30 protein-coding genes are annotated in these 26983 nt (G+C 68.1%); 16 read left to right on the forward strand and 14 right to left on the reverse strand.

Annotation, left to right across the window (positions count from 1 at the left end; all coding sequences use genetic code 11):
• Position 1: 1 nt before the first annotated feature.
• Genes ACFXKN_RS00850 through ACFXKN_RS00860 form a run of 3 tightly spaced genes read right to left on the reverse strand, consistent with a single transcriptional unit; the run spans position 2 to position 2347 of the window.
• The gene (locus tag ACFXKN_RS00850; RefSeq protein WP_378948686.1) at positions 2–1081 is read right to left on the reverse strand and encodes a quinone-dependent dihydroorotate dehydrogenase; all 1080 of its coding nucleotides are present in this window, start codon (positions 1079–1081) and stop codon (positions 2–4) included.
• A gap of 7 nt (positions 1082–1088) precedes the next feature.
• Entirely contained in the window at positions 1089–1340 is a 252-nt protein-coding gene (locus tag ACFXKN_RS00855) for a DUF5703 family protein (RefSeq protein WP_378948689.1), read from the reverse strand.
• Entirely contained in the window at positions 1340–2347 is a 1008-nt protein-coding gene (locus ACFXKN_RS00860) for a hypothetical protein (protein ID WP_378948696.1), read from the reverse strand. The genes ACFXKN_RS00855 and ACFXKN_RS00860 overlap by 1 nt, the downstream gene beginning before the upstream one ends.
• Positions 2348–2514: 167 nt before the next feature.
• Between ACFXKN_RS00860 and ACFXKN_RS00865 the strand changes: the two genes are divergently transcribed.
• Genes ACFXKN_RS00865 through ACFXKN_RS00875 form a run of 3 tightly spaced genes read left to right on the forward strand, consistent with a single transcriptional unit; the run spans position 2515 to position 5509 of the window.
• Complete coding sequence (locus tag ACFXKN_RS00865; protein WP_378948699.1) at positions 2515–2871, forward strand: hypothetical protein; 357 nt, start codon at positions 2515–2517, stop codon at positions 2869–2871.
• Between the two features lie 6 nt (positions 2872–2877).
• A complete protein-coding gene (locus ACFXKN_RS00870) occupies positions 2878–3411 on the forward strand; it encodes a hypothetical protein (RefSeq protein ID WP_378913605.1) in 534 nt (177 codons plus the stop codon).
• 19 nt (positions 3412–3430) lie between these two features.
• Positions 3431–5509, forward strand: coding sequence for an MMPL family transporter (locus tag ACFXKN_RS00875; protein ID WP_378948702.1), 2079 nt, complete (start codon positions 3431–3433; stop codon positions 5507–5509).
• 46 nt (positions 5510–5555) lie between these two features.
• Here ACFXKN_RS00875 and ACFXKN_RS00880 read toward each other — a convergent pair whose 3' ends face one another.
• The 5 genes from ACFXKN_RS00880 to ACFXKN_RS00900 form a co-directional block, all read right to left on the reverse strand.
• Complete coding sequence (locus ACFXKN_RS00880) at positions 5556–5888, reverse strand: VOC family protein (protein WP_378948705.1); 333 nt, start codon at positions 5886–5888, stop codon at positions 5556–5558.
• Between the two features lie 220 nt (positions 5889–6108).
• Entirely contained in the window at positions 6109–6987 is an 879-nt protein-coding gene (locus ACFXKN_RS00885) for a heme ABC transporter ATP-binding protein (protein WP_378948715.1), read from the reverse strand.
• Positions 6988–7030: 43 nt separating this feature from the next.
• Entirely contained in the window at positions 7031–8152 is a 1122-nt protein-coding gene (locus ACFXKN_RS00890) for a FecCD family ABC transporter permease (RefSeq protein ID WP_378948718.1), read from the reverse strand.
• A 133-nt stretch (positions 8153–8285) separates the two neighbouring features.
• Positions 8286–9299 carry a hemin ABC transporter substrate-binding protein gene (locus tag ACFXKN_RS00895; protein ID WP_378948721.1) on the reverse strand — a complete coding sequence of 338 codons (1014 nt, stop codon included), beginning with the start codon at positions 9297–9299 and terminating at the stop codon, positions 8286–8288.
• 17 nt (positions 9300–9316) lie between these two features.
• On the reverse strand, positions 9317–10294 hold the full coding sequence (locus tag ACFXKN_RS00900) for an aldo/keto reductase (protein ID WP_378948724.1): 978 nt from the start codon (positions 10292–10294) through the stop codon (positions 9317–9319).
• A gap of 240 nt (positions 10295–10534) precedes the next feature.
• On the opposite strand from ACFXKN_RS00900, the gene ACFXKN_RS00905 reads away from it, so the two are divergent.
• From ACFXKN_RS00905 to ACFXKN_RS00935, 7 genes are all read left to right on the forward strand, one after another.
• Positions 10535–11464, forward strand: a complete 930-nt coding sequence (locus tag ACFXKN_RS00905) for an undecaprenyl-diphosphate phosphatase (protein ID WP_378949759.1) — start codon at positions 10535–10537, stop codon at positions 11462–11464.
• 33 nt (positions 11465–11497) lie between these two features.
• Complete coding sequence (locus tag ACFXKN_RS00910) at positions 11498–12214, forward strand: histidine phosphatase family protein (RefSeq protein ID WP_378948727.1); 717 nt, start codon at positions 11498–11500, stop codon at positions 12212–12214.
• Between the two features lie 49 nt (positions 12215–12263).
• The gene (locus ACFXKN_RS00915; protein ID WP_266288581.1) at positions 12264–12851 is read left to right on the forward strand and encodes a DUF3090 domain-containing protein; all 588 of its coding nucleotides are present in this window, start codon (positions 12264–12266) and stop codon (positions 12849–12851) included.
• A gap of 6 nt (positions 12852–12857) precedes the next feature.
• Complete coding sequence (locus tag ACFXKN_RS00920; protein WP_378948731.1) at positions 12858–13655, forward strand: SCO1664 family protein; 798 nt, start codon at positions 12858–12860, stop codon at positions 13653–13655.
• A 178-nt stretch (positions 13656–13833) separates the two neighbouring features.
• Positions 13834–14199 (forward strand): DUF4345 family protein, encoded by a 366-nt coding sequence (locus ACFXKN_RS00925; RefSeq protein ID WP_378948734.1) that lies wholly within the window; start codon positions 13834–13836, stop codon positions 14197–14199.
• A 44-nt stretch (positions 14200–14243) separates the two neighbouring features.
• The gene (locus ACFXKN_RS00930; protein WP_378948737.1) at positions 14244–14795 is read left to right on the forward strand and encodes a dihydrofolate reductase family protein; all 552 of its coding nucleotides are present in this window, start codon (positions 14244–14246) and stop codon (positions 14793–14795) included.
• A gap of 113 nt (positions 14796–14908) precedes the next feature.
• Positions 14909–15172 (forward strand): hypothetical protein, encoded by a 264-nt coding sequence (locus ACFXKN_RS00935; RefSeq protein WP_378948740.1) that lies wholly within the window; start codon positions 14909–14911, stop codon positions 15170–15172.
• Positions 15173–15223: 51 nt separating this feature from the next.
• On the opposite strand, the gene ACFXKN_RS00940 is transcribed toward ACFXKN_RS00935, so the two are convergent.
• Positions 15224–16066, reverse strand: coding sequence for an alpha/beta fold hydrolase (locus tag ACFXKN_RS00940; protein WP_378948745.1), 843 nt, complete (start codon positions 16064–16066; stop codon positions 15224–15226).
• Positions 16063–16485 (reverse strand): helix-turn-helix domain-containing protein, encoded by a 423-nt coding sequence (locus tag ACFXKN_RS00945; protein WP_378948748.1) that lies wholly within the window; start codon positions 16483–16485, stop codon positions 16063–16065. Before ACFXKN_RS00945 ends, ACFXKN_RS00940 begins: the two co-directional genes overlap by 4 nt.
• Before the next feature lie 295 nt (positions 16486–16780).
• Between ACFXKN_RS00945 and mshC the strand changes: the two genes are divergently transcribed.
• From mshC to ACFXKN_RS00970, 5 genes are all read left to right on the forward strand, one after another.
• Positions 16781–18019, forward strand: a complete 1239-nt coding sequence (mshC, locus tag ACFXKN_RS00950) for a cysteine--1-D-myo-inosityl 2-amino-2-deoxy-alpha-D-glucopyranoside ligase (RefSeq protein ID WP_378948751.1) — start codon at positions 16781–16783, stop codon at positions 18017–18019.
• Positions 18020–18109: 90 nt separating this feature from the next.
• The gene (locus ACFXKN_RS00955) at positions 18110–18808 is read left to right on the forward strand and encodes a dienelactone hydrolase family protein (RefSeq protein WP_378948754.1); all 699 of its coding nucleotides are present in this window, start codon (positions 18110–18112) and stop codon (positions 18806–18808) included.
• A gap of 85 nt (positions 18809–18893) precedes the next feature.
• Positions 18894–19679: a universal stress protein gene (locus ACFXKN_RS00960; RefSeq protein ID WP_378948757.1), complete on the forward strand. Its 786-nt coding sequence runs from the start codon at positions 18894–18896 to the stop codon at positions 19677–19679.
• 180 nt (positions 19680–19859) lie between these two features.
• Positions 19860–21278, forward strand: coding sequence for a hypothetical protein (locus tag ACFXKN_RS00965; protein ID WP_378948760.1), 1419 nt, complete (start codon positions 19860–19862; stop codon positions 21276–21278).
• 2 nt (positions 21279–21280) lie between these two features.
• Entirely contained in the window at positions 21281–22108 is an 828-nt protein-coding gene (locus ACFXKN_RS00970) for an Abi-alpha family protein (RefSeq protein WP_378949762.1), read from the forward strand.
• A gap of 18 nt (positions 22109–22126) precedes the next feature.
• Here ACFXKN_RS00970 and ACFXKN_RS00975 read toward each other — a convergent pair whose 3' ends face one another.
• Both ACFXKN_RS00975 and ACFXKN_RS00980 read right to left on the reverse strand, forming a co-directional pair.
• Positions 22127–22783, reverse strand: coding sequence for an enoyl-CoA hydratase-related protein (locus ACFXKN_RS00975; protein ID WP_378948763.1), 657 nt, complete (start codon positions 22781–22783; stop codon positions 22127–22129).
• Between the two features lie 12 nt (positions 22784–22795).
• Entirely contained in the window at positions 22796–23404 is a 609-nt protein-coding gene (locus ACFXKN_RS00980; protein WP_378948766.1) for a TetR family transcriptional regulator, read from the reverse strand.
• Between the two features lie 214 nt (positions 23405–23618).
• Here ACFXKN_RS00980 and ACFXKN_RS00985 point away from each other — a divergent pair, with 214 nt between their 5' ends.
• Positions 23619–24164: a TetR/AcrR family transcriptional regulator gene (locus tag ACFXKN_RS00985; RefSeq protein ID WP_378629092.1), complete on the forward strand. Its 546-nt coding sequence runs from the start codon at positions 23619–23621 to the stop codon at positions 24162–24164.
• Positions 24165–24210: 46 nt separating this feature from the next.
• Here the strand turns inward: ACFXKN_RS00985 and ACFXKN_RS00990 are convergent, their stop codons facing one another.
• Both ACFXKN_RS00990 and ACFXKN_RS00995 read right to left on the reverse strand, forming a co-directional pair.
• Complete coding sequence (locus ACFXKN_RS00990) at positions 24211–26070, reverse strand: Na+/H+ antiporter (RefSeq protein WP_378948769.1); 1860 nt, start codon at positions 26068–26070, stop codon at positions 24211–24213.
• A gap of 117 nt (positions 26071–26187) precedes the next feature.
• A complete protein-coding gene (locus tag ACFXKN_RS00995; RefSeq protein WP_378948774.1) occupies positions 26188–26916 on the reverse strand; it encodes a histidine phosphatase family protein in 729 nt (242 codons plus the stop codon).
• Between the last annotated feature and the right edge of the window lie 67 nt (positions 26917–26983).

Here is a 26983-nt window from a genome sequence, read left to right on the forward strand (position 1 = left end):
TTCAGACCGAGGGGGCGCGGTGTTCGGCGCCGACCGCGTCGGACAGGCAGGCGTAGCCACCCGCACGCAGATTGGCGGCGATGGCACGGTGGATGCGGGTGGTCCAGAAGGGGCCGCCGTAGATGAAGCCGGTGTAGCCCTGCAGCAGGGTGGCGCCGGCGAGGATGCGGGCCCAGGCCTGGTCGGGGGTTTCGATGCCGCCGACCGAGATCAGGACCACCTGGTCGCCGACGCGGGCGTAGAGGCGGCGCAGCACTTCCAGGGACCGTTCGGCCACGGGGGCGCCGGACAGGCCGCCCGCGCCCATGGCTTCGACCTCGGAGGCCGGGGTGTCGAGCCCGTCGCGGCGGATGGTGGTGTTGGTGGCCACGATGCCCGCCAGACCCAGCTCGACAGCGAGGTCGGCGACGGCGTCGATGTCATCGTCGGACAGGTCGGGGGCGATCTTCACCAGGACCGGCACCGAGACACTGTCGAGCACGGCCTGCAGGATCGGGCGCAGGGATTCGACGGCTTGCAGATCACGCAGGCCGGGGGTGTTGGGGGAGGACACGTTGACCACGACGAAGTCCGCGAGCGGGCCGAGTAATCGGGCGCTGGTCGCGTAATCACCTGCGGCGGCATCGGGTTCGGTGACCTTGGTCTTGCCGATGTTCGCGCCGATCGGGACGGTGGGGTGCGCGCGGTGTAGTTGGGCGGCCGCGGCGGCGGCGCCATGATTGTTGAACCCCATCCGGTTGATCAGGGCATGGTCGGCGGGCAGCCGGAACAGCCGCGGTGCGGGATTGCCGGGCTGGGCGTGGGCGGTGACGGTGCCGATCTCGGCGAAACCGAAACCGAGTGTGCCCCAGGCGTTCGCGCCGTCGGCGTTCTTGTCGAAACCGGCGGCCAGGCCGAGCGGTGCCGGGAAATCGACGCCGAAGGCAGTGGTGGCCAGGATCGGGTCTTCGACCACGGTGAGCTTGCGGGCCAGCCAGCGGGTCGGCGGGAACCAGGTGGCGAAACGCAGTGCGGCGAATACCAGGTGATGCACCCGCTCCGGCGGGATCAAGAACATCAGGCGTAACAGGAGGGCGTACATGGTCGGCTCACAATCCGGGTTCGGGCACAGGCAGGACGGCATTTTTGCGGCGGCGCAACAGCACCCGGCGGCTGCCGTCGGTGTAGGCGCGCACCCGGGACAACTCCCAGCCACCGAATTCGGCCTGGATGGCCAGCCGCATCGAGGCGGTGACCCGGTTGACCTCCGGTGGCAGCCGCAGAGGTACGTATTCGTAGTCGTCGTTGCTGGTTTCCCAGCTCGGCGGTATCGCCGAGCGCGAACTGCGAGGCCTGGTCATCACTGCCCTCTCTTCCGCTCGTCCGCGCCGATCCGCTGCAGGCCATCGCCCACGGCCGAAGCCACGAACAGGTCGCCGGTGCGTTCGTCGACAGCCATCGAGTCGGGCTGGCGCAGCGTCGCGAGCCTGGCCACCTCGACACCGATGCCGGTCGACAGGTCGTAGCCGACGACCTCGTTGCTCTGCGTGCTACTCACCCACACCAGCTCCGAACGCGGGTCGTAAGCGAGCGCGTAAGGCGACGATGATACCGGGAAACGCTGGCGCAGCACGAGCGGACCGGCCGAGTAGACCAGCAGTTCGCTACCCGCGGTGTCGGCCACGATGATGCGGCCGTGCGGGTCGGTGATGGCGTTGGTGGCGCCGTCACCCGCGCGCAGCATCAGGCCGAGCGCGTCCTTGCCCACGGCGACAACGGCGGTTTGCTTGCGATCGAGGACGGTGATGTTCTCGCCGGTCAGCGCGATCGCGTCGGCCGAGACGAGGCCGGTGATCGTGCGGGTGACCGCGCCGTCGGTGTCCAGTTCGCGCAGGGTGCCGTCGGCCGTACCGACGACGAGCGTGCCGTCGGTGCGGGTTTGCACGCTGTGCACGTCACCGTCGACGGGGATCTCGGTGAGCGCGCCGGTGGTCGCGTCGACCCGCAATACCCGGTTGGCGGCGGCGACGAGGACTTCGCCCGGCTTGCCTTGGGCCAGCGACACGCCGGCGGCAGGCAGGCTGACCGTGCGCGGGGTGGTCGGCGCGGCGGGGTCGATCAGCGCGAGTGCGGTACCGGCGGTGTCCAGGGCGGCGAGGCGGCCGGTCGAGCTCTCGGCGAGCAGGGCTTTCGCCGCGGCCGCCGGGAAAACCTGACCGGCCGGGTTCGCGGCAGCGGGCGAGACGGCCGCGGTGGCCGGGGGCCTGGTCGGGACATCGGGACCGCCGTCTTCACCGCTGCACCCGGTCAACACCACCAAAACCGCCGCGCTGACCAACGCAGAGGCGACCGAGCCACGAGGGCGCATGCACCGAACTCCTTCAATCCGCACGAGGTGACTCCCTTGATCACCATCTGACCATGATGACTCACCAGTAGCTTCGACCGGGTGCTCGCGTCGGAGGTGTCGGTGACCCGCGTTACTGTTGACACGTCGACACATTGATTGCCACACACCGGCAGGAGATCCCCACGATGACCGACCGGACACCAGCGGGTTTCGGCATCGATGACATTTCCGTCGGACCGTTCGCGCACGGTTTCGGCACCACCGACGACGGCCACCCCTTCGCCTTCCGCACCCACCGCGCCACCCTGACCGTGCAGATCTACCGCGCCGACCTGGGCGATGCGGTACCGGGATCCGACGACGTGGTGGCCCAGGCGCAGGCGCAGGTCACCGACATCGACCTCGGTGACGAACGCAGCGTCAGCGCGTTCGTGCGCGATCTGCTTCCCGACGCCAACCCCGTCGCCGCGGTCGCGACCGGTGACATCTCCACAGTTCGCGCCATCCTGGGACGGATCAGTGCCGTCATTGATGGTATGTAGATGGTGATGTCTTCCACACTTTTCGCCAGGGCCGCTGCGGCCACCGCCTGCCTCACGGCCCTCGTCGCCCTCGCCGCGTGCGCGGGAACCGCCGACGAGGCCTCGGTCGACGCCGCACGGTCTTCGGCCAACGCCTCCCTCGCTTCCTCCGTCGCGATCTCGGCCAGCAAGGCCAATGTGCCGCTGCCGACCGCCCAACAACTCGACGCGCAGATCAAACGCGCGCTCGACCCGAGCCTGCCCGATGTCGAACGCACCGAGCTGATCGAAGACGGCGCGGCGTTCTCCGACGCCATCCCCGACATGTACAAGGCGCTGCGCGACAACCCCCACGCGGTGTACGGCGTCGTCGACCCGGTGTTCGACAACCGTGACGGCACGCTCACCGCGACCATGCGCCTGGACAAGGACGGTTCGGGCGCCAATGTGCGTACCACCATCGTGCATTTCGTGCTGCTCGACGGGAAGTGGAAGATCTCGCGCACCGACCTGTGCGGCATCCTGCGCTCGGCCGACTATCGCACCGCCGCCTGCGGCTGAGATGCGCGAATCTCGATCCATGCGGTGGGGCAGGTTCGTCCACCGCCACCGATTCCTCGTGCTCGGCTTCTTCGTGCTGACCGTGCTGGTCTCGGGGTGGTTCGGTCGCGACTTGGCCGACCGCTACACCCAGGAGGGCTGGTTCGACGAGTCGAGCCAGTCGGTGGCGGCGTCCAAACTGGCCGACGAGACCTTCGGCCGCGACACCGACGGCGATCTGATCGTCATCTACACCGCCCCACCCGGCACCACCGTCGACGATCCCGCCGTGCGCGGACCGGTGACGGCGGCACTGGCCGACCTGCGCGAGCAGTACGGGGAGCGGATCCACAAGATCGACAGCTACTGGGACAGCCCGTTCTCGGCGAACGCCTCCGACCCGACCAAACAGCACGCGTTCGCCAGTATCGGGCTGGCAGGGGGCGGCGGGACCGCGACGGTCAACAATTATCTCGCGTTGAAACCGCACCTGGACGCCGGTGTGCCCGGCGGTGGACCCGGTGGGACCACGGTGCAGCTGGCGGGGCTGCAGCCGGTGGTCGAGGGCATCAATATCGGGATGCAGCACGACATCAAGCGCGCCGAGATCATCGCCTTGCCGATCGTGGCGATCCTGCTCTACTTCGTGTTCGGCGGGGTGATCGGCGCACTGCTGCCGGTGCTGATCGGTGGACTCACCATCCTCGGCACCTCCGGGATCTTGCGGGTGCTCACCGCCCAGATCGAGGTCAACGTGTTCGCCAGCGCGGTGATGACGCTGGTCGCGCTCGGGTTGGCGATCGACTACGGACTGTTCACGGTGACCCGGTTCCGGGAGGAACTGGCCGCCGGACGCTCCGTCGAGGACGCGACCGCACGCACCGTCGCCACGGCGGGGCGCACCGTGCTGTTCTCGGCGGGGATCATCGCCATGAGTCTGGGTGCGCTGTTCATCTTCCCGAACGGGGTGCTGCGCTCGGTGCCCTACGGCGGCATTTCCGCGGTGATGCTGGCGGCGCTGCTGTCGGTCACCGCACTGCCCGCCGCGTTGAGTATCGCCGGACACCGGATCGACTGGCTGGGCTGGAAACGCTTCTCGCGCAGCAAGACCGAAGCTCAGATCGATGCCGGGTTCTTCTCCCGGCTGGCGCAGTGGGCGATGCGACGGCCATGGGCGGTGGTCATCCCGATCGTGCTCGGTCTGCTGGCGTTGAGTATTCCGTTGCGCCACATCGAGTTCGGCGGCATCAGTGAGAAATACCTGGCCGCCGACAATCCGGCGCGGGTGGCCCAGGAAGACTTCGATCGCCTGTTTCCCGGATTCCGCACCGAACCGTTGAAGCTGATCGTGGTCGGTGCCTCGCCGGAGCAGTTGGGCGATATCCGGTTCGAGGCCAATCAGATTCCCGGGCTGACCGGGCGGTTCGAACCGGCGGCGCCGACCAAGGACAACGTCAATGTGCTCTCCGCCGGGCTCGGTGACAAACGCGACGCCGACCGGGTGATCGATGCGCTGCGTGCGCTGCCCGCGCCACCGGGCGTGCAGGTGATGGTCGCCGGTATCCCCGCGCTCGAACGCGACAGCATCAACGGCTTGATCGACGGGCTGCCGCTGCTGTTAGCGATCCTGATCGCGGCGGCGCTGGCCTTGATGATCGTGGCGTTCCGGTCGGTGATCCTGGCGCTGAAGGCCGTCGCGATGAGTGCGCTCAGTTTGGTCTCGACCCTGGGCGTGCTGACCTGGATCTTCGTGGAAGGACACGGGTCGCAGGCATTCCAGTTCACGCCCGGGCCATTGATGTTCGCGGTGGTGGCGTTGATCGTGACGGTGATCTTCGGGTTGTCCACCGACTACGAGGTGTTCCTGCTGTCCCGGATCGCCGAGAAACGCGCCGCGGGTGCCGATGCCGCCGAGTCCATCCGCTACGGCGTGGCCCACACCGGCGGGGTGATCACCTCGGCGGCCGCGATTCTGATCGTGGTAACCGGGGCGTTCGGGTTCTCGGATCTGGTGCTGATGAAATACATCGCCTACGGGATGATCGTGGCGCTGGTCATCGATGCCACGATCATCCGGATGGTGCTCACCCCGGCGCTGCTGAAGATCATCTGGAAATAGCCGCCTCAGAACTGCGGAAGTAGGCCGGCTTTCACCGGGGAGGATGTCATGTGCCGATGATGCCGAACGGGTTGCCGTCGGTGTCTTCCAGGACGCAGATGCGGGTGCCGGGGCTGACTTCGCGAGGGGCGGTGCGTTCGGTGGCGCCCGCGGATATGGCCGCGTCTCGGGCTTTGTCGACATCGTCTACTCCGGCGTAGGCGACAGGTCCTGCCGCGACGTCGCCACTGGGGTCGAGTCCGATCTGGACATCGCCCACCGCCCAGCCGACGTAGTAGGGCTCGTCGGTGTGCGGAGTCCCGTACAGGGTGGTGTAGACAGCTTTTGTCGCCGCAAGATCGGATACAGGGATGACGACGCTGGCGATGGTGGGGCTCATCGGATCTCCTCTGCGATGGGAGCGAGCCACGTTCGCGGGCGACGACTAGACCGATCGTCGCCGGCGCTGATGACCGCGATGGACGAATGACCTCAGCGCCCAGCCTACTCAGACTCGCTCGGCCCTCCGCCGCCGTCGAATCCGCGTGTCGAGGAGCGATTTCTCAGCGGCGGCCGCGTTCGACCAGGACGCCCTGAGTTCTTCATAAACCGGTGGTGCGTCAGTTGCGGCCGCGTTCGGGCAAGACGAGTTGGGCGCCGGTGGTCGGGTGATCGAAGACATCGACGGGGTGGTGGTAGACGGTGGTGAGCAGTTCGCGGGTGAGGATCTCACGGGGAAGACCGTCGGCGGCGACGCGGCCCGCGTCCAGGACGGTGACGCGGTCGGCGTAGGCGGCGGCCACCCCGAGATCATGGACGACGACGACCACGGCGGCACCCTCGGCGGCGCTGGTCGCGGCCAAGCGCAGGACGGCTTCCTGGTGGCCGAGGTCGAGTGCGGCGGTCGGTTCGTCGAGCAGCAGGGTGGCGGTGTCTTGGGCCAGGACGCGAGCCAGAGCGACGCGGGCGCGCTCGCCGCCGGACAACGACGGGAAGATGCGGGTGGCGAGGTGGGTGACGTCGGTGGCGGCCAGTGCCGCGGTGACGAGCGCGTCGTCGTTGGCGGCGGCCGCCGTGTGCAGCCACGGGGCCCGGCCCATGGCGACGACCTCGCGGGCGGTGAACGGGAAGCCGACGGCGTGGGATTGGGGCAGGACCGCGCGGCGGCGGGCCATGTCGGCGGGGGTCCAGTGCGAGAGTGCGTGGCCTTCGAGCTTGACAGTGCCGGTGCTCGGCTCCAGTTCGCCGGCGAGGGCGGCGAGCAGGCTGGACTTGCCCGCACCGTTCGGACCGACGAGCGCGACGATTTCGCCTGCCGCGACCTGAAAGTCGACGTCTTCGAGGACGGTACGGGTGCCGCGCCGCACGGTGAGCCCGGTGGCGCGCAGGGTGACGGTGCCGAGTTCGGGGCGTGCGGGCACATCGGGGGTTCGGGCGAACAGCGAACGCCAGGAGGCCCGGCGTCCGAGGTCGGCGTCGGCGGCGTGGGTGTCGGTCATCGCGAGCCTCCGGTCCCGGCGCCGCATCGGCGGGTGGTGTCGGTCATCCCCATCCTCCTGCGCGGGCACGGGTTCGGCGCAGCAGCCAGAAGAAGAACGGGCCGCCGATCAGGGAGGTGAGCATGCCCAGTGGCAGGTCGGCATTGTGGACCAGCGTGCGGGCCACGACATCGGCGCCGAGCAGCACCACCGCGCCCACGATCGCACTGAGCGGAACGAGCACGCGATGGCCGGGCCCGACCATCATGCGCACCAGGTGCGGCACGATCAGGCCGACGAACAGAATGATGCCGCTGAATGCCACACCCGCCGCCGTGAGCACGGCGACCACCACGATCACCTGCCTGCGCAGCCGTTCCACATCCACCCCGAGGTGGCGGGCCGCGGAGTCGCCGAGTGCGAGCAGGTCCAGGCGCGGCGCGATCACAATCGCGGCCAGGATGCCGACCGCGGCCAGCGCCGCCACGATCGCCACCGATGGCCAGGTGGCGCCGTTGAGGCTGCCGAGCTGCCAGAACACGATCTGATCCCGGGCGGCGGGGCTGGCGACGAACAACAGCAACGCGATCAAGCCGCCGGCGAAGGCGTTGATCGCGACACCGGTGAGGATCAGCGTCACCACTTCGGTGCGCCCACCCGACCTCGACAGCACATAGACCAGCGCGGTGGTGATCAATCCCGCGACGAACGCCGCGGCCGCCACCGACCAGGCGGCGACGAACGCGCCACCGACCACGATGACGGTGCCCGCTCCGACCGCGGCACCCGCGGACACCCCGATAACGCCGGGTTCGGCGAGCGGATTGGCGAACACGCCCTGCAACAGCGCACCCGCTGTCGCGAGTGAAGCCCCGACCAGGACGGCGAGGGCCACTCGTGGGAACCGCACCTCCCACAGCGTCACCTCACCGGCCGGATGCGCGAGCATGGGGCCGATGTCGAGGCCGATCCGGTGCGCCACACTGCCCAGCACCTCGGCAGCGGTCGTCGGTACCTGTCCGAGCACCGCCGATACCACGGCCAGCAGGACGAGAGCGAGCAGTGCGACAGCGAACACGACCGTCACGCGGGTGCCTCGATGGCGTGTCGGGGGCAGGTGATCAGGGGTCGCGTCGGTTATCCGCGGGGCGTTCGTGGACTTCGTCAGGTCGGGCGCATCGTTCATACGGTGACCGTCCGGCACGCTCGCGCAGGACTCACCGAAGCCGACCTCTGACCGCCTGGTCCGGTCCGCCTGCTCGGCCGCGAACCCAGTGTCGCCGCAGATGACCGGCGTGCCGGCGCCGAACGCAGACCGCTCATGCCGGTGTGCCGTAGACGGCGTCGGACAGGGCAGAGACCACGCGGCCGGTGTTGGGGCCGAAGCTGAGGACCACCGCGTCGGACATGTCGACCACGCGTCGGTTGCGGCCCGCCGGGGTCTGGGCGATGCCGGGCACCTTCTCCAGTCCGTCGACGCCGCCTACCGATTTCAGTCCGTCCGACATCACCAGCAGTACATCGGGGGAGGCGGCGATCATCGCCTCGCTGGTGATGGCGACGAAGGGCTCGTTCACTCCGGCGGCGGTGCCCGCGTCGACGCCACCGATCGCGGTGATCAGCGAATCGGCACCCGAACCGCGGCCCGCGATCATGGTGATCGCGGCGCTGCGCAGGTACAAGAAGGCGATCTTGGGCTGCGGATCCTGCTTCGGGACGCGGGCTGTCGCGGTGGCGATCTCGTCGTGGGTGCGCGCGCCGAGCTGCTTGCCCGCCTCGGGAACGCCGAGCGCGGTGGCCACTGCCTCGATCTGCGGGACGACACCGTCCATGCTCCGATCGGGGTCGAAGTAGACGACGGTCACCCCGGCTGCTCGCAGCTGCTCACGCACGGCGGGGGCGGCGCTGGTCGTATCGGTGAGGAACACCGACGGGCGCAGATTCAGGACCGCTTCGACGCTGAGACTGCCGTTGCCGCCCGCCACATTGGGCACGGCCGCGACGGCGGGGAACGAGGCGGAGGTACTGCGGCCGACGAGGTTCGCGCCGAGACCCAGTGCCCACACGGTTTGGGCGAGGGTGCCGTACCGGTCGACGGCGATGATTCGCGAGGTGTCGGCGATCGTCACGTCGGTGCCGTCGTGGGACTTCACCGTCACCGGCAACCGCGGCGTCGGTGCGGGCCCGATCGGTACCGGGTCCAGGTCGGCGAGTTGTGCCGTCACCGGCCCACCCGAATTGGCAGTCGATGCAGGATTGCTTCCGGTGCAAGCGACGGCGCCGGTCAGCACCGTCGCCGCGAGCATCGCCGTCAGCACACCACGCAGTTTCATATAGGTAAGGCTAGCCATCATTCGGAACGGGCGCTCACATCGTCCAGGGCCGCCGCGATCGCCCGCGGCAACTCGAGGGTTTCGGCGGCCAGCACGCCGGTGAGCTGACCGATATCGCGGGCACCGACGATCATGCTCGTGATGCCGGGCCGATCACGGATCCAGGCCAGCGCCACCGCCAGCGGCGAGGTACCGAGCCCGTCAGCGGCGGTGACCAGCGCATCGACCACTCTGGTCGCGCGATCGTCGTCGAGCCTGCGCCGGATCTCGGCCGCGGTCGCCTCATCGGCACCGCGCGAATCCGCCGGAACACCGTCGCGATACTTGCCGGTCAGGATCCCGCCGGCCAGCGGTGCCGACGCGATGATGCCGACCCCGTGGTGACGGGCGGCGGGAATCGCATCGTTCTCGGTGCCACGCGCGAGCAGCGAATACGGCGTCTGCGCGGCGGTGATCGGCGCGATCGCGGCCAGACTGGCCAGCTGCCATGCCGCCAACCCGCGCACACCCGCGTACCGGGTGCGGCCGGTCCGCACCGCGGTGTCCAGGGTGGCCGCGACCTCGTCGAGCGGCGTGTACGGATCCCAGGCGGCGATGCTCCAGATATCGAGATGGTCGGTGCCCAGTTCGAGCAGGGTCCGATCGAGTTGCTTGAGCAGCGTGCGCCGCGACGCGTCGACCACCGGGCCCGCCGCCGCGGGTGCGGGCACCGCGTCGCCGACCCCGTTGCCGGGCGCGCGCATCACCACACCCGCACTGCCGCTGAGCACCAATTCGTCACGCGAGACCAGGTCGCCGAGCAGATCCGCCAGGATCCGCTGCGCCGCACCCTCGCCGTAGACGGGGGAGAGGTCGACGAGCGTGCCACCGGCCTCGGTGAACGCCGCCAACTGCACCGATGCCTCGTCGGCATCGGTATGTGTTCCCCAGGTATGGGTCGCCAATCCGATTCGCGACACCCGAAGTCCGCTGCGTCCCACCGTTCGCTGTTCCATCACCGCGCCCGCGCATTCGTCACGGCGACAGCCTAATGGGCACACCACCGCTGCCCCATTCACCGACCCGCACCGGCATCGGCGGGATCCGCCTCGATGAGGTCCGCGGGCGGCGACCGGGCACGGCGACGGGTAGGGTCGCTGCGAGATCGTGGCCGTGCTGGTTGCGGCTAGTGCAAAAGCCCAGGAGGACGCGGTCTTTCGGGCGCGAGTCAGCAGGAGGACGTGGTGGGCGAGTCGATGACCTGGTTCCAGGCATTGGTACTCGGATTGGTGCAGGGACTCACCGAGTTCTTGCCGATCTCCTCCTCCGGACACCTTCGGATCGTCTCGGGCGTGTTCTTCGGCGACGACGCGGGTGCCTCCTTCACCGCTGTGACCCAACTCGGCACCGAGCTCGCGGTCCTGGTGTACTTCGCCAAGGACATCTGGCGCATCCTCGTCGCCTGGTTCACCACCCTCGGCATGCGCTGGCGGGAACGGTCGCAGCGCGAGGTCGCGGTCGGTGACCGGGTCACCACGAAACTGCCGGTGATGGACCGCAGCGCCCGCGAAGCGCACGAACGTGACACCCAGCGCGAACTCGACTACCGCGTCGGCTGGTACGTGATCATCGCCACGATCCCGATCGGTGTGTTGGGGTACCTGTTCAAGGACGAGATCCGCACCGGTGCCCGCAATCTGTGGCTGGTGTCGTTCATGCTGATCGCTTTCGCCCTCGTGATCGCCGCCGGTGAGTACTACGGCAAGAAGGAACGCTCCATCGAACAGCTCACCACCCGCGACGGCATCATCATGGGCCTGGCGCAGTGCCTCGCGCTGATCCCGGGCGTCTCTCGCTCCGGCGCCACCTCCACCGCGGGCCTGTTCCTCGGCTTGCAGCGTGAGGCGGCTGTGCGATTCTCCTTCCTGCTGGCGATCCCCGCCGTGACCGCGTCCGGACTGTTCAGCCTGCCTGATGCGTTCGAACCGGCCGGTGAGGGCCTCAATGCCAGTGGGCCGCAATTGCTGGTCGCTACCGTTCTGGCGTTCTTCGTCGGCTATGCCTCGGTGGCCTGGCTGCTGAAGTTCGTCGGCAATCATTCGCTGTACTGGTTCGTCGGGTATCGGATCATCGTCGGCCTCGCTGTGATGGGCCTGCTGGCCGCCGGCGTCGTCTCCGCCACCTGATCGGCGACCCCGACCCATGGTTAGGCTGGTCCCATGACGGTGATCCTGCTCCGGCACGGAGTGTCGACCTCCAACACCGCGCGCACCCTCGCGGGCCGCGCCCCCGGCGTAGAACTCACCGAACGCGGCACCGAACAGGCCGCCGCGGTGGCCGACCGGCTCGCGATGCTGCCGATCGAACACATCGCCAGCTCACCGCTGCTGCGCTGTCAGCGCACCGTGGCGCCGCTGGCCGAGAAGCTGGGCCTGGAACCCGACCACGACGAACGGCTCATCGAGGTCGACTACGGCGACTGGACCGGGCGCCCGATCGCCGAACTGGTCACCGAACCGCTGTGGCGGGTCGTGCAGGGTCACGCCTCGGGTGCGGTGTTCCCCGGCGGGGAAGGGCTGGCCCAGGTCCAGCAGCGGGCGGTCGCCGCGATCCGCGACATCGAACGCACACTGGCCGAGAAGGCGGGCCGGGATGTGCTGTGGGTGGCGTGCGCGCACGGCGACGTCATCAAATCGATTCTGGCCGACGCCCTCGGGCTGCATCTGGACAGCTTTCAGCGGATCGCGGTGGAACCGGCCTCGATCAGCGTTGTCCGCTACAGCCCACACGGGCCGTCGGTGTGGAAGTTCAACGACACCGGCGCCGATCTTTCCGCGCTGGCCGCCGCCGCACCGGCGACGCCGACGCCCGGTGGAGAGGTGCCTGCGGCCGCGAACGCGGATAATGGGAATGCGGGGCACCGCGATTCTCCTTAGAGGAGTGTGTTCGTGAGTGTCGATCAGGGTCACGTATCAGGAGGTGCATGTGTCACGCGCAATCCATGTATTTCGCACCCCCGATCGTTTCGTCGCCGGGACTGTCGGTGAACCGGGCGATCGTTCGTTCTACTTGCAGGCCGTGCAGGAGCCGCTGGTGGTGAGCGTGCTGCTGGAGAAGCAGCAGGTGAAGGTGCTCGCCGATCGGATGGGTCTGCTGCTCGACGAGGTAGCGCGTCGCTTCGGCGCCGAGGTGCCACCCGAAGGGGAGGACGTGCGCGATGTCGCACCGCTGGTCACCCCGATCGACACCGAATTCCGGGTCGGCACCATGGGTCTGGGCTGGGATTCCGACGCCGGAGCCGTCGTGGTCGAGTTGCTCGCGATCACCGAGACCGAGGTCGATGAATCGGTGGTGCTCGACGACACCGACGAAGGTCCCGACGCCGTGCGGGTGTTCCTGACCCCCATCCAGGCGCGCGAGTTCGCGTTGCGGTCGGCGCGGGTGATCGCGGCGGGGCGCCCGCCCTGCCCGCTGTGCGGGGAACCGCTGTCCTCACGTGGGCACATGTGTGTGCGCACCAACGGGTACAAGCGCGGCGAGATCTTCGGCGCTGCCGAGCTCGAAGAGGAGTGATCTTCCGTGCCGATACTCACCGAAGGTGAACTCGACATCGTCGGTCGGATCGGCGTCGCCAGCAATCTGACACTGGTGTGTGAGATCGCCGCACCCGAACCCGACGGTGCTCCGCTGCGGGTGGTGTACAAGCCGGTGCGCGGTGAACGACCGCTGTGGGACTTCCCCGACGGCACCCTCGCGGGCCGCGAGGTCGCGTCGTATCTGATCTCCGAACACCTCGGCTGGGGTGTCATCCCCGAAACGGTGCTGCGCGACGGGCCTTTCGGACCGGGCATGGTGCAGCGCTGGGTCACCTCGGTCGACAACCGCACCGATACCCGTCAGCGCCTCGACCTCGTCGACCTGTGTACGCCGGGCACGGTGCCCGCGGGATTCTGTGAAGTACTGCGCGCTCTCGACGAGCAGGGCAACGAGGTCTCGCTCATCCACGCCGACGATCCGCGCCTGCAACGGATGGCGGTGCTGGATCTGTTGCTCAACAACGCCGATCGCAAAGGCGGGCACGCGCTCGAAGGTGTCGACGGTCAGGTCTACGGTGTCGACCACGGCATCTGCCTGCACACCGAACCGAAACTGCGAACCGTGCTGTGGGGCTGGGCGGGGCGACCGGTGCACGAGTCGCTGATCACCGACATCGCCACCTTCGCCGCGAATCTGCCCGGCGCCGTAGCTGATTCGCTGGCCACCCACATCACCGACGCCGAGATCGCCGCGCTCACCGAACGCGCGAAGGCATTGCTCGAACATCCGGTGATGCCGGTGCCCAACTCGTCACGCCCGATTCCCTGGCCCGCTTTCTGATTCGAGCCGGTTGCGTAGCAGGTTTTCGGAAGCGCACGGGTGACCCCGGGTGTGAGGATCGCCAGACATCGATCCGAGGAGAAATCATGCGACGACATGCTGGTCCGGGCTTGCTCGGAGTCACGCTGCTACGGGATGAGCGCGCTGTCGCGCACGGGCTCTCGGTTGGGGGACGGCGATGAGAACCGTTGTGCTCTGCCTTCTCGGTGTGCTGTTCGCGGGGATGGGACTGTACGCGCTGGCCGCCCCTGCCGCGCTGGCCCGGCCGTTCGGGTTGTCGGTGTCAACGGCGGTGAGCCGATCGGAGATTCGTGCGGTGTACGGCGGGTTCGGCCTGGCTGTCGCAGGGGTGTTGGTGTGGTCGGCGTTCGGTACCGACGAGCTGCGGACCGGGGCAGCGCTGACAGTAGGGTTCGCCCTGGCCGGGATGGCGGGCGGCCGCATCATCTCGCGGCTGGTCGACAGCGGGGTGCGGTTCTATCCGATCTGGTTCTACTGCTCGGTCGAACTGGTCGGCGCCGCGCTCGTGCTCGGTGTCGCCTGACACGCCAGCGATGAGTTTCGAGCGCGAAGGAGGTCTACACAGTCATGAGAAAACTGATCTACGGGTTCGGCGTATCCCTGGATGGTTACGTCAACGACCGCGACGGCAGCATCGACTGGACCGACCCGGACGACGAGCTGCACCAGTTCCACAACGACAGGTTCCGCGGGCTCGAGGTCGCGCTGAACGGTCGTCGGCTCTACGAACTGATGGCCGAGTACTGGCCCTATGTGCCCGAGGACGCGCCACCCATCACGCGCGAGTTCGGCGAGCTCTGGACGAACAAGCCCAAGGTCGTCTTCTCCCGAACGCTCACCGAGGTCGAGTGGAACAGCACACTGGTCAGCGAGAACGCGGTCGAGGAGGTCCGCAGGCTCAAGGCCGACGGTGATGGCGTCATAGAGGTCGGTGGCGCGAACCTGGCTGCCTCGCTGATGCCACACGGGCTCATCGACGAGTACCAGGTGTTCGTCTCGCCCGTGGTGCTCGGCGGCGGCACGCCGATGTTCCCGTCACTGGACAAGCGCATCAGGCTCCGATTGGTCGAGACGAGGCGCTTCGACACAGCGGTGCTGCTGCGCTACCTCGTCGACTGAGTCGGTGCCCCGCTGCGGGTTTCTCGCGGGTGCCGAGGCTCTGTTGCCTGGTCAGTGCCGGTGCTAGTGTGCTCCAAGCACTTTCGTTATCCCCGCGAGATCCGAGGAACCACATGTCGACCCGTTCTATTGTCACCACCTCCGCCGCCGCGCTGCTGCTCACCGGTGCCGCCGCTGCCATCGCCGCACCCGCCCAGGCGTTTCCGTCCGGCTGGTGGAGCGAGAAGACCTTCGTCTGCACCGCGACCGACCGCGCCGGTGCGCCGCTGCCCGACGTCACCGTGCAGGCCGCCGACCAGGTCGGTGCCTCGTTCTACGCGCTGCCGCAGTTCGGCCCGGACGCCGACACCGCGAATGTGCAGTGCTACCAGCAGTGATGTGATCTCGTTCGGTGTCGCCGCACGTCGGGGAGCGGTGGCACCGAAGTATCATCCGGCGTGCTTCCGCACGAATTCCCGTACCGCCGCAGTCTGATTCACCAGAGCGTGGCCGACACCGGGGAGCACACGCACCTCGCCTCGCGTGAAAGCACCGCGAGCGCGTTCGGCGGTGCGCGCCGAATCGAACAGGGCGTCGCGTTCGCCGACGATTACCAGGACCGGGATGTCCACCTTGCGTAGTTGTTCGTCGCGGAAAATGGGCAGCTTTCCGGGGCGGGCCGAGAAATGTGTGAACGTCAGTTCGATGTGATCGATGATCGGGTCCGCTTCCGGCCCGTCGATGCCGAGGCCGGCGCGCGCCATGTCACGCGCGCTGTGCCTGCCGATCAGCCGCAGGCCGATCGCCTTCACCAGCCAGCCGTAGCGATGCTTACCCAGTCCACCCGGGCACAGCAGAACCAGTGTCGTGACCCGTCCCGGCCTGCGCAGCACGTAATCGAGCGCGGTCCACCCGCCGAGTGACATGCCGACCAGCGCCACGGTGTCGAGGCCGAGTCCATCGATCACCTCGTCGAGCCAGCTCGCGGTCGCATCGCTGTCAAGGGCCAGCCGGGTCGGGGCACTGAGCCCTGGTTCGCCGGGCAGATCCACGGCGTACACGCGGAAACTGGTCGACCAGTCCGCGATGTCGGCGCGCCAGGTACTCGCATTGGCTCCTGAGCCGTGCAGCACGACCAGTGGCGGTGCGTCCGTGGGTCCGGAGACCACGACGAACGTTTCGCCTGCACTGGTGTCGATGTGCAGATCCTCGCGCGGGACCGGCCAGGCGTCGAGGTGCTCGCGGTAGCGCTGCTGGATGAGCTGTCGGCCTTCGTCGGACTTGTAGATCATGAGCTGAGGATTCCGTCCAGGTAGTCGAGCAGGCGGGAACTGTCGGCGAGGCTGCCGAGCAGGATCACTTTGAGGCGATGGCGGGCCGGGTCGTAGCTGGTTTCCACGCGCATGCGCTGACCGCCCGCGCCTCGGGTGCCGGCGGTGGCGGTGAGCAGCGTGGTGATCCGGTCGACGGTGGCGCGGTCGATGTCGTCGATCTCGACGATGCAGGAGGACTCGGCATGCCGGCGCGGTGCCGTCTGCGGGGTGGTGATCGGCAGCCCGGTGAACGCCTCGAGATCTTCGTGGGTGATGCGGTACTGCTTGCCGATGCGGGCGGCGGGGAGTTTGCCGTCGCGCACATAACTGCGCACGGTGCGGACATGCAATCCGAGCAGTTCGGCAACCTGATCCACCGAATAGAGACGATCCGTCATGAAACTACCGTAAACGAATGTACCTATAGGGAGCAATAGGGAAGTTCAGGGAACTATGGACTGTGACAATGATCGCGATGGCAACCGTTCGCCCAGGTCGGAACGCACACTGGGCACGAAACGCCCGATGTGACCCGTTACCCCCGTGACCAGCGGATCTGCTCGAGTACAAACCTTGACGCGGGAGCCACAACACGTTTGTGTGCAGGTAGCGGGCCGTGCCGCGACACCGCGAGCAACCCCATGAGCCGGGCCGCGAGCCGAGCACATCGGCAGGGGCTCTACCCTCGAAGACATGCAGTCCTGGTCCGATATCGCCCTGCCGACCGTCCCCGGAACAGGGCCGCCATTGCGTTTGTACGACACCGCCGATCGTCAGATCCGCCCGGTCACCCCCGGCGAGACCGCGAAAATGTACGTCTGCGGCATCACTCCCTACGACGCCACCCACCTCGGTCACGCCGCGACCTACCTGACGTTCGACCTGGTCAACCGGATCTTGCGCGACGCGGGACACGACGTGCACTACGTCCAGAACGTCACCGACGTCGACGACCCGCTGTTCGAACGCGCCGATCGCGACGGCATCGACTGGCGCGACCTCGGCAGCCGCGAGATCGACCTGTTCCGTGAGGACATGACCGCACTGCGGGTGCTGCCGCCGCGGCACTACATCGGTGCCATCGAATCGGTCGAGGAGGTGGTGGAGCTGGTGCAGAAGCTGCTCGCCGCCGGCGCCGCGTACATCGTCGACGATGCCGAGTACCCCGACATCTACTTCCGCACCGACGCTACCGAGCAGTTCGGCTACGAATCCGGGTACGACCGCGCGACCATGGAGACGCTGTTCGCCGAACGCGGCGGCGACCCCGACCGGGCAGGCAAACGCGACACCATCGACGCCCTGCTGTGGCGGGCAGAACGCCCCGGCGAACCGTCGTGGGAGGCACCCTTCGGCCCGGGCCGCCCCGGCTGGCACATCGAGTGTGCGGCGATCGCGCTCAACCGCATCGGCGCCGAGTTCGACATCCAGGGCGGCGGCTCGGACCTGATGTACCCGCACCACGAGTACTCCGCCGCACACGCCGAGGCGATCACCGGCACCCGCCGCTTCGCTCGCCACTACGTGCATGCCGGGCTGATCGGCCTCGACGGCGAGAAGATGTCGAAGTCCAGAGGCAATCTCGTGCTCGTGTCGAAGCTGCGCCGCTCCGGTGTCGACCCCGCCGCGATCCGCCTCGGCCTGCTCGCCGGTCACTACCGGTCCGACCGCATGTGGACCGACGAGGTGCTCACCGCCGCACAGAACCGCCTCGACCGCTGGCGGGAAGCCGTGTCGCTGACCGCGGGCCCCTCGGCCACCGACACGGTCGCCCGGTTGCGTCAGCACCTGGCCGACGACCTCGACACCCCCAAGGCCCTCGACGCGATCGACAACTGGGCCGAACAGGCCATCGCCTACGGCGGCACCGACACCGAAGCTCCGACCCTGGTCCGCACCGCCGTCGACGCACTGCTCGGTCTCACCCTCTGACGCGGTGCGCTCCGGGCAGCTCCCCGACTACCCGGAACTCGTCAACCCGACATGATCGCCCGTGGCTGCCGGAGGGTTTAGATTCGGGAGATGGAATCGATCGAGATCGATGCTCCCACCGGGAAAATTGACGGACTGATCGCGCGCCCGGCCGGTGAGGGTCCATGGCCGGGGGTCGTCGTCGTGCACGACATCCTCGGCGTGAACGACGATCTGCGCCATCAGCTCGACATCCTTGCCGCCGCCGGCTATCTGGCGATCGCACCGAACCTGTTCACCCGCGGCACCGCGCGCTGCGTGCAGCAGGCGTTGCGGGCGGTCGTGTTCACCGGCACCGGTCCCGCAGTGGGTGAAATCCTCGCTGCCCGTGACCGACTCGCCGGCGACGCCGACTGCACCGGCCGCATCGCGGTGCTCGGCTTCTGCCTGGGCGGCGGCTTCGCACTGCTGACCGCACCCCAGGGTTTCCAGGCCTCGGCCCCGTTCTACCCCAGCCTCTACGGCGACTACAAAACCATCCTCGACGGCGCGTGCCCGGTGGTTGCCAGCTACGGTCGGCGCGACCCCGCGCTGCTGGGCGCGGCGGACAAACTGGAATCGGCGCTCACGGCGAACGATGTCGAGCACGACATCAAGACCTATCCGAGAGCCACCCACGGTTTCGCCAATGTCCTGCCAGGCAATCCGGTCCTGCAACGCATCGGATTCGGCTATGACGCCGACGCCGCCGACGACGCGTGGCAGCGGATCTTCGCGTTCTTCGACCGGCATCTGCGCGCCGACGACTGAACCACAGCACCGATAGCCCGGAGTGTGCGGCGCTGATACTGTTGGCCGCAGTGCAGCTGACCGGCCGTCGATCGGAGAGCGTCACATGGGGTGCTACCAGCACATCATCGTGGGAACCAACGGCTCGGAGTCCGCGCAGACAGCGGTCGCGGTGGCGGGGGAGTTCGCGGTGCGCCTCGATATCGCGGTCACCGCGGTGAGTGTGTGGAAGGACGCGGGGCGCAAATCGGGCACTGATGCCGAGTGGGCCGAACAGGCCACCGCCGCGGCCGCGGAAATCCTCACCGCCGCCGGTGTGCCCGAGGTTGTGCGCACCGAACTCGACGGCACCGCGGGCGCGTTGTTGCTCGAGATCGCCGAACAGCAACCCGACACGCTGCTCGTCATCGGTGGGGGCAGCCTGGGCAGTTCCAAGGCGCGCCTGCTCGGCTCGACAGCCAATCACGTGTCACACCACAGTCAGACCGATGTCGTGTTCACCAGCAAGGTCCCCAAACGCTGGACCACCATCGGCCTCACCACCGACGGATCGCCGAGTTCGCTGAGCGCGGTCCGGCGCGGCTACGACCTCGCCCTCGCCCTCGGCGCGCGCCCGTTCCTGGTGACCTCCGCCAAAACCGACGACGACGGTGCCGACACCCTGATCGAGGTGGAGGGTCAGCTCGAGGTCGATGACCCGGAACTGTTCGGCCGCGACATCCTCACCGGGGTCCCCGCGGCCGAGGCGATCTGCAACTCGGCCTGGAAATACGACCTCGTCGTGATCGGCAACCGCGGAATGAGCGGCCCCGCACGCCTTTTGGGCTCGGTGGCCAACAAGGTCACCCACGACATCGACACCAACCTCCTGCTGGTCAACACCACGCACTGATTCTTCGCCCGACGAGCACCGCCGAGGGCATCGAACGGCACGGCGAGAACGCCGCTGCTGCCCTGATTCGATGTTTGCTCCGGTTTAGCGGGTAACGGCGTAACTTGCCTGGAACGGGGAGTTCGGTCGCCTATGATGACCGTACGCGCGATGTTCGCCACACAACGGAGTGGACGCCGGATGAATGCTGGGATCGAGGCGGCGGGGTTCTTCGGCCTGCTCGACTGGGAGAAGACGACCGGTCTGAGCAGGTTCTGGGTCGACATGATCACCATCCCGATCTTCAGCGCCATGGCCGGTCTGATCACCAACTGGACCGGAGTGATCATGCTGTTCGCGCCGGTGCGCTTCACCGGCTTCTACGTGCCGGGTCTGAAAACGATCTTCCCGCTGCTGCCGCGCAAAGTGCAGATCCTGCCGACCTTCGCCCCCGGCGGCATCCTCGGCTTCCAAGGGTTCATTCCGGCCCGCTCGGAGAAGATGGCGAGCCTGATGGTCGACAACGCGGTCGCCAAGATCGGCACCGCCAAGGACTTCTTCGATCAGATGGATCCGCGCAAGATCTCCGCGCAGGTCGCGCAGGTCGCGCTGCCGAACGTGCGCTCGATGGTCGACTCGATCATGGTGGCCGAGCACCCGCGGCTGTGGGCCGACATGCCGCCGCGCGCACGCGAAGCCGTCTACGCGCGGGTGGAGGCCGAGCTGCCCGCGATCACCGATCGCGCGTTCGACTTCATCGGCGAGAACATCGACCAGCTCCTCGATGTGAAGCTGATGGTCGTCGGTTATCTGCGGCGCAGGCCCGAACTGTTGAAGGACGTGATCTACGGGCTCGGTGCGCCGGAATTGCGGTTCATGGTCCGCAGCGGGGTGTTGGGGTTCCCGTTCGGGGTGATCGTGGCGCTGTGGTTGTCGTTGCTGCACTACAGCACCCCCCATGGCGACACTCCCGCGGTGATCTCGCTGCCCGGCTGGCTCTACGACCTCCTGCATTTCCTGCCCGCGTGGGCGTGGGTGATCGCCGGTGGCGCGCTGGTGGGCGTGCTGGTCAACATCATCGCGATCAAGGTGGTGTTCGAACCCGCCGCGCCGCAACCGCCCTACCGATATCCGTGGCGGGTCGCGAAATTCGCGAAACGGCAGTACCAGGCCGCGGCCGATCTGGGACATGCGATCGGGTATCAGATCGTCACCCTCGACGTCGTCACCGAGCAACTGCTCGACGGTCCGAGCGGCGACAAGACCCGCGCGGTCATCGCGCACTTCCTCGAGGCCGAGATCGACCGGATCCTCGGCCCGTTGCGCTCGGTGACCCGGCTGGCGATCGGGCCACGCCACTTCGACGCCATCCAGGCCACCGCGGGCGCGAACCTGGCCACCGAGATGAAGCCATGGCTGGTCGAAGACGTCGAGTTCTCCCAGACCACCGCGGCCAGCGTCGACCGGCTCGCCACCGAGAAACTACGCGAACTGCCGCCGGAGGAGTTCGTCGAAATGCTCTACACCGCCATCGAACAGGATGCCTGGCTGCTGTATCTGCACGGTGGCGTGCTGGGCGCCTTCATCGGTGCACTGCACCTGCTGATCTTCGGAGCGTGAGCATGGAGCCCCAGCCTGATCGCGAACCCGGGATCCCCACCGATCTGCTCGGATTGGCCCGGATCGCGGGACTGTCGTTGCGCCACATCGCCGCAGCGGTGACCAAGGGCGCCGTGCACACCGCGACCGATCTCGTCGACGACCTCCGCTCGGGCGAGCCGATGTCGCAGATCTTCGACGAACGCGTGGACCTGTTGCGCCGCACCGCGCTGAGCGTGCTCGGCCTGACCAGCACCGCCACCGGCGTCTACGGCCCGGTCGAAACCACAGTCGATGCCGCCGATCTCAAAGCGATGGGCGACGCGATGATCACCGAGGGCTGGGATTGCGCCCAGCAACCGCGCGACCTGCACCCCTCGTTCGTGCCGATCCTGCACGACCTGACGCCCGACGAAGCGCGGATCCTGCGTTTCCTCGCTGTCGCCGGGCCGCAGCCCGCCATCGACATCCGCACCAAGGCGCCGTTCGGAATCGGCTCGCAACGGCTGGCCGACGGCATCAACATGATCGCCGCGATGGCCGGGTGCGCGCTGCCCGATCGCGACCACCACTACCTGGGAAACCTGAGCCGCCTCGGGCTGGTCCGCTTCTCCACCGAACCGGTCGCCGACTTCCGCCGCTACGCGTTCCTCGAAGCGCAACCGCCGGCGCAGGCGGCGTACAAGTCGGTGAAGATGCGGGCCATCAGCTCCTACCGCAGCATCTACCTGACGGTGTTCGGAAAGCAGTTCTGCGACGCGTGTTTCGTGCTCGGCGACTACACCGGGGGCGGCTGGGCAGGCGATGACCGTGGCGACATCTACCTGGGCAAGGGCCCCCGGCTGCCCTGATCAGTTCCGGCGCCCAGCTCAGTCCCGGCCGCGCAGCGCGTCGAGGACACCGGCGAACATCACCGATTTGATCGCCGTCATCGTGGTCTGATCCTTGCCGCCCAATGGGGCGACCAGAGCCAGTGCGGCATCGAGGACTTCGCCTTCGGCGGCGGTGGCGTCGACCAGATCCAGGGCCAGTGCGTCGGCGCCACCGAAGCGGCGGGCGGTGGTCATGCTGGCGACGGCGGTCTTGGGGGTCACCTTGGCTTGGATGAGTGCGGCCATGCCGTTGGTGAAGGGGATCCGGATGTCGGCCTCGGGGAAGCAGAAGTAGCCGCGGTCGGCGCGCATCACCCGGTAGTCGTGCGCCATGGCCACCATCGCACCCGCCCCGAAGGCATGTCCGCCGATCGCGGCGACCGTCGGCATCGGCAACGTGAGGACCCGGGCGAACAGGGCGTGCACCGCTTCGACGTATTCGGCGGCCCGGTCACCGTTGGCCGAGAGCCAGTCCAGGTCGAGGCCGTTGGAGTAGATCTTGCCGGTAGCGGTGGTCACCAGCGCGGATGCACCCTCGGCGACGGCGGTGTCGAGATGAGTCTGCACTTCGGTGAGGAAGTCGGGGGAGAAGCGGTTCTCGCCGTCGCCGAGGTCGAGCACGGCGATCGAATCATGGTGGCGCAGTGTGGGCACGGGGTTTCCTTTTCAGTGGGGACCGAGGTCGAGGACGGCACGCACGGCAGCGCGGAGCTGAGCGCGGGCCAGGGGATCGGTGAGCCGGTCGCGGCGCAGCAGCAGCGCGGTGGGCAGGTCTACCAGGCAGGTGGTGACGGTGGCGACGCCGCGCCGGTCGGCGCGACCCCACAGGGCGCGCGCGAGCCGGTTGAGTGCGGCGACGAGCGCCTTCTCGGTGTCGGCCACCTCCTGCGCCAGCGCGGGCGGGATGTCGCCGGCGAGCAGTTCGGCGCGGTCGACGAGCAGGAGCAGGCGCGCGGAGTCGGGGTGGTCCTCGGCCAACCGGGCCGGCGCCTCGGCGGCGTCGAGGACCGCGGCGATGCGGGTCTCGGGGTCGGCCGCCCTGACGGCGCGGCCGATGTCGGCCGACTGGAGGGCGAGGAATCGGTGCGCGGCGCGTAACCAGGTGCGCGCCAGCACAATCTGTCGCGACTGAAATGTGTGATAGAGCGCGCCATTGGATACTCCGGTGGCGGCGGCGACTGCGCGCACCGTGACAGCGGCGGGACCGGAACGGGCCGCGAGCCTTTCGGCGGCGTCCAGCACCGTCTGCGGGTCGTGTGTGCGCGGTCTCGGCATGAACAAAAGTTTACAGAGCGTCCGCTCTGCTATTCCATTCGGATGCGGTTTTAGGCCGTTGTGCACGTATTTCATTCCGCCACTTGGTATTTCGCTGTTCGATTAGCCGATTCTGGCACAGCGTAGACAACGTTACGTACGCGCGGGGGCTCGATACGATGGGGTACTGTTCGCATTCTTCGGCCCCTGCCCGCACGAACAGAACGGCATCGCGATGTCCCGAGTGGTCACCAAGGAGCAGTACTTCGACACCGCGGTGGCGGTGCTCGCCGAGTTCGGTTTCAAAGGTCTCAACATCGGGGTGCTGTGCCGTCGCCTCGGCGTAACCAGCGGCTCGTTCTACCACCACTTCGGCTCCTGGCAAGGCTTCGTCGACACCCTGCTCGAACACTGGGAGAACCGTCAGATGGTCGAGCTACGCGCGCTCGACGTCGGCCACGGTGACGCCGACGCCGACGTGCGCGCCATGTCGGTGCTCGCCAGCGGCCTCGAACACGGCGCCGAAGCCGCGCTGCGTGCTTGGGCGGCCAATGACGAATCGGTCCACGTCACCGTCAAGCGCGTCGACGAGTCACGGCGGCGCACCGTGCACCGGGTGATCGACGGCGTGGTCGATGACACGGCCACCGCCACCGTCGTCACCGAATTCGGCATGGCGATGATCATCGGCTACCAACAGCTCGCTGCCGCAGGTGAATCCACCGAACTCGACCACCTGCTCGCCGAGTACGCCCGCCTGATCTACTCCCACCGCGGCTGACCGAGCACGGCGCTCCGCCGCTGGTGCGGCGCGGGCAGTTCGCGGATTATCCGAGTAGCTGGTCCACGTAGCACCATCGCCACGCTTCGCCCGGCTCCACACTGCGCATCACCGGATGTGCCGCGGTGCGGAAGTGGGCGCTCGCGTGATCGCCGATCGAGGACTCACAGCAGCCGATGTTCCCGCAGCCGGTACACATTCGCAGGTGCACCCAGCGCAGACCCTCGTCCAGACAGGTCTGGCAGACCAGCTCACCGGTAGGTGGCTCCGCCAGTATCGGGGCCTGGTCAAGGTGTGCGCACCCCAGCCCACCGGCCGCGGTCGCCAGCGTTTCGACGCGGCGCTCGTCATCGCGTTCGTCGAAACGGTCGATCATCGATTCCTCGAGATCGAGCCGGGCCAGCACATGTTGCAGCACTTCGTAATCCACGGCTCCCGCGTCGCGGACCCGCAGCACCGCATCGCGTTCGGCACCCAGCATCGCCAGCCGTAGCCGCCGGTACTCCGCGGTCGGGGTCACCAGTTCCGCCTCCGGGCGACCCAACCGTTCCCACGCGGCGTTGGAACGCCAGATCAGTCGCTGGCGCAGCGACTCGATCACCGGCTCCGGGGTGTGCGGTCCGATCCGGCGGTCCAGTTCGGCCAGACCCGCGGCCGAAGCCTGTTGCAGCAGATCGGCTTTCGCGAGCGCATCCTCCTCGCGGCTGGGCCCACGCAACCGCAGCAACCGCACCAGCCACGGCAACGAACTGCCCTGGACGAGCAGCGTGCCACCGACCACCACCAGCGCGAGCAGTTCCAGGACCGGCAACTGCGGCGTCGAGTCGGGCAACAGCAAGACCGCCGCCAATGTCACCACCCCGCGCATCCCCGCCCACGACACCACCGCCGCGTGGCTCAACGGCTCGGTCGCGCGCCCGAACAGCCTGGCCACCAACACCGGCGTGAACACCCACACCGGGCGCGCCAGCATCACCGCGGCCAGCACGCCCGCCGCCGCGACGACGAGGGTGCCGTGATCCAAACCGCTGTGCCAGGCACCCTCGACGATCCAGCGCACTTGCAACCCGATGATCAAGAACACCGCGCTCTCCAGAATGAACTGGATGGTGCGCCAATTGGTGGTCTCGGCGACGCGCGAGGCCGCCCCCTGCCACCGTTGCGCGCCGTGTCCGAGGATCATCCCGCACGTCACGACCGCGATCACTCCCGATGCGTGAAAATGTTCGGCGGGCAGATACGCCACGAACGGGGCGAGCAGCGACACCGAGGTATCGAGCACTGGATCGGTGATCCGCCTGCGCAACATCACCAATGCCGCCGCCACCACGGCCCCGATGACCCCGCCACCGACGGCCGCGAGCAGGAAATCGCCCCCGATCTGCCACGCGGTCACCGCACCGGCCATCGCCGCGATCGCCGAACGCAACGCCACCAGCGCGGTCGCGTCGTTGAACAGCGACTCGTCCTCGAGCACCGTCACGATGCTGCGCGGCATTCCGGTGCGTCGCGCCACCGCGGTCGCGGCCACAGCGTCCGGGGGAGCGACCACCGCCCCCAGCGCGACCGCCGCCGCGAACGGCACCGGCAGCAACCACCACACCACCAATGCCACCGCGAACGTGCTGAACAGCACCAGCCCCACCGACAGCGACGCGATGGTGCGCAGGTTGTCCTTGAAATCGACCAGCGATGTGCGCAGCGCGGCGGTGTAGAGCAGCGGCGGCAGCAACCCCAACAGCACCACTTCCGGCTCGAGATGCACTTGCGGCACCATCGGCAGATACGACGCGGCCACCCCGGCCAACGTCAGCACCAGAGGTTCGGACACCCCGAATCGCCGCGCCGACGCCGCCAGCGCGGTCGCCGAACCGATGAGGACAACCAGACCGATCGCGACATCCACCCGCGCATTCTCCCATCGCCGGACCGGTCGGCCTGTCGGCGCCGCCCACCCCGCGCCCGCTCGGGTTGCGCACCAGTTGTGCGGCCGCCGACTCGAACAGCCTTCGCCCAGTGCGCCCTACCCGGTTTCCTCGTCCATGACCAGGTGGTCAACCGCGCCCCACACGCGCAAGGCCAGTCGCGGCCCCTCGCGCCGCCACTGCGACACCGACGCGTTGGGTACCGGCTCGAGCGAATCCGGTACCGGCGCACCGAGGCCGTCGAGGATGTAGCGCAACGACACCACCACCGCGTCATGGGTCACCACCAGCACCTGCTCGCCCGCGGCCACCACATCCAGCTCGTCGAGAAAACTGCGCACCCGTAACGCCACATCGGCCAGCGATTCCCCGCCCGGCGGGCGATACACCCAGTTGCCGACCAGTTCACGACGCGCACCCTCCTCGGGCGCGCGTCGCCGGATGGCCCGATACGGATGCAGTTCGAACACCCCCATCTCCCGATCGCGCAACCGTTCGTCGACCAGGGTGCGGATCGGGCGCAGGTGCCGATTGCGGGTAGCGGCCGCCTCGGCCATCACCGCCCAGGTAACTCTGGTGCGCAGGTAGGGCGAGCAGACCACCAGCGTGGGCCGCTGAACTCCGGCCAACCCGGCCAGCCAGTCGCCGAGGCATTGCGCCTGCCACTGCCCGTACGCGGTCAATTCCACCCCGGAGTCGGTCCCCCGCATCGGCCGCTGCTCGGTCGCCGGGTCGGCGAACCACGCATTGGCCTCACTCTGCGCGTGCCGCACCGCCCACAACCCACCCAGCGCGCGCGGCACCACCAATCCTTCGGGCACCTGCACCCACCCCCTCCGCTGCTCGAACCCCATCGATGTCCTTCGTGCTCATCCCGTCGTGCCCGGACGCGCC

The sequence above is a fragment of the Nocardia sp. NPDC059195 genome (assembly GCF_042754695.1).
Lineage (GTDB): Bacteria > Actinomycetota > Actinomycetes > Mycobacteriales > Mycobacteriaceae > Nocardia.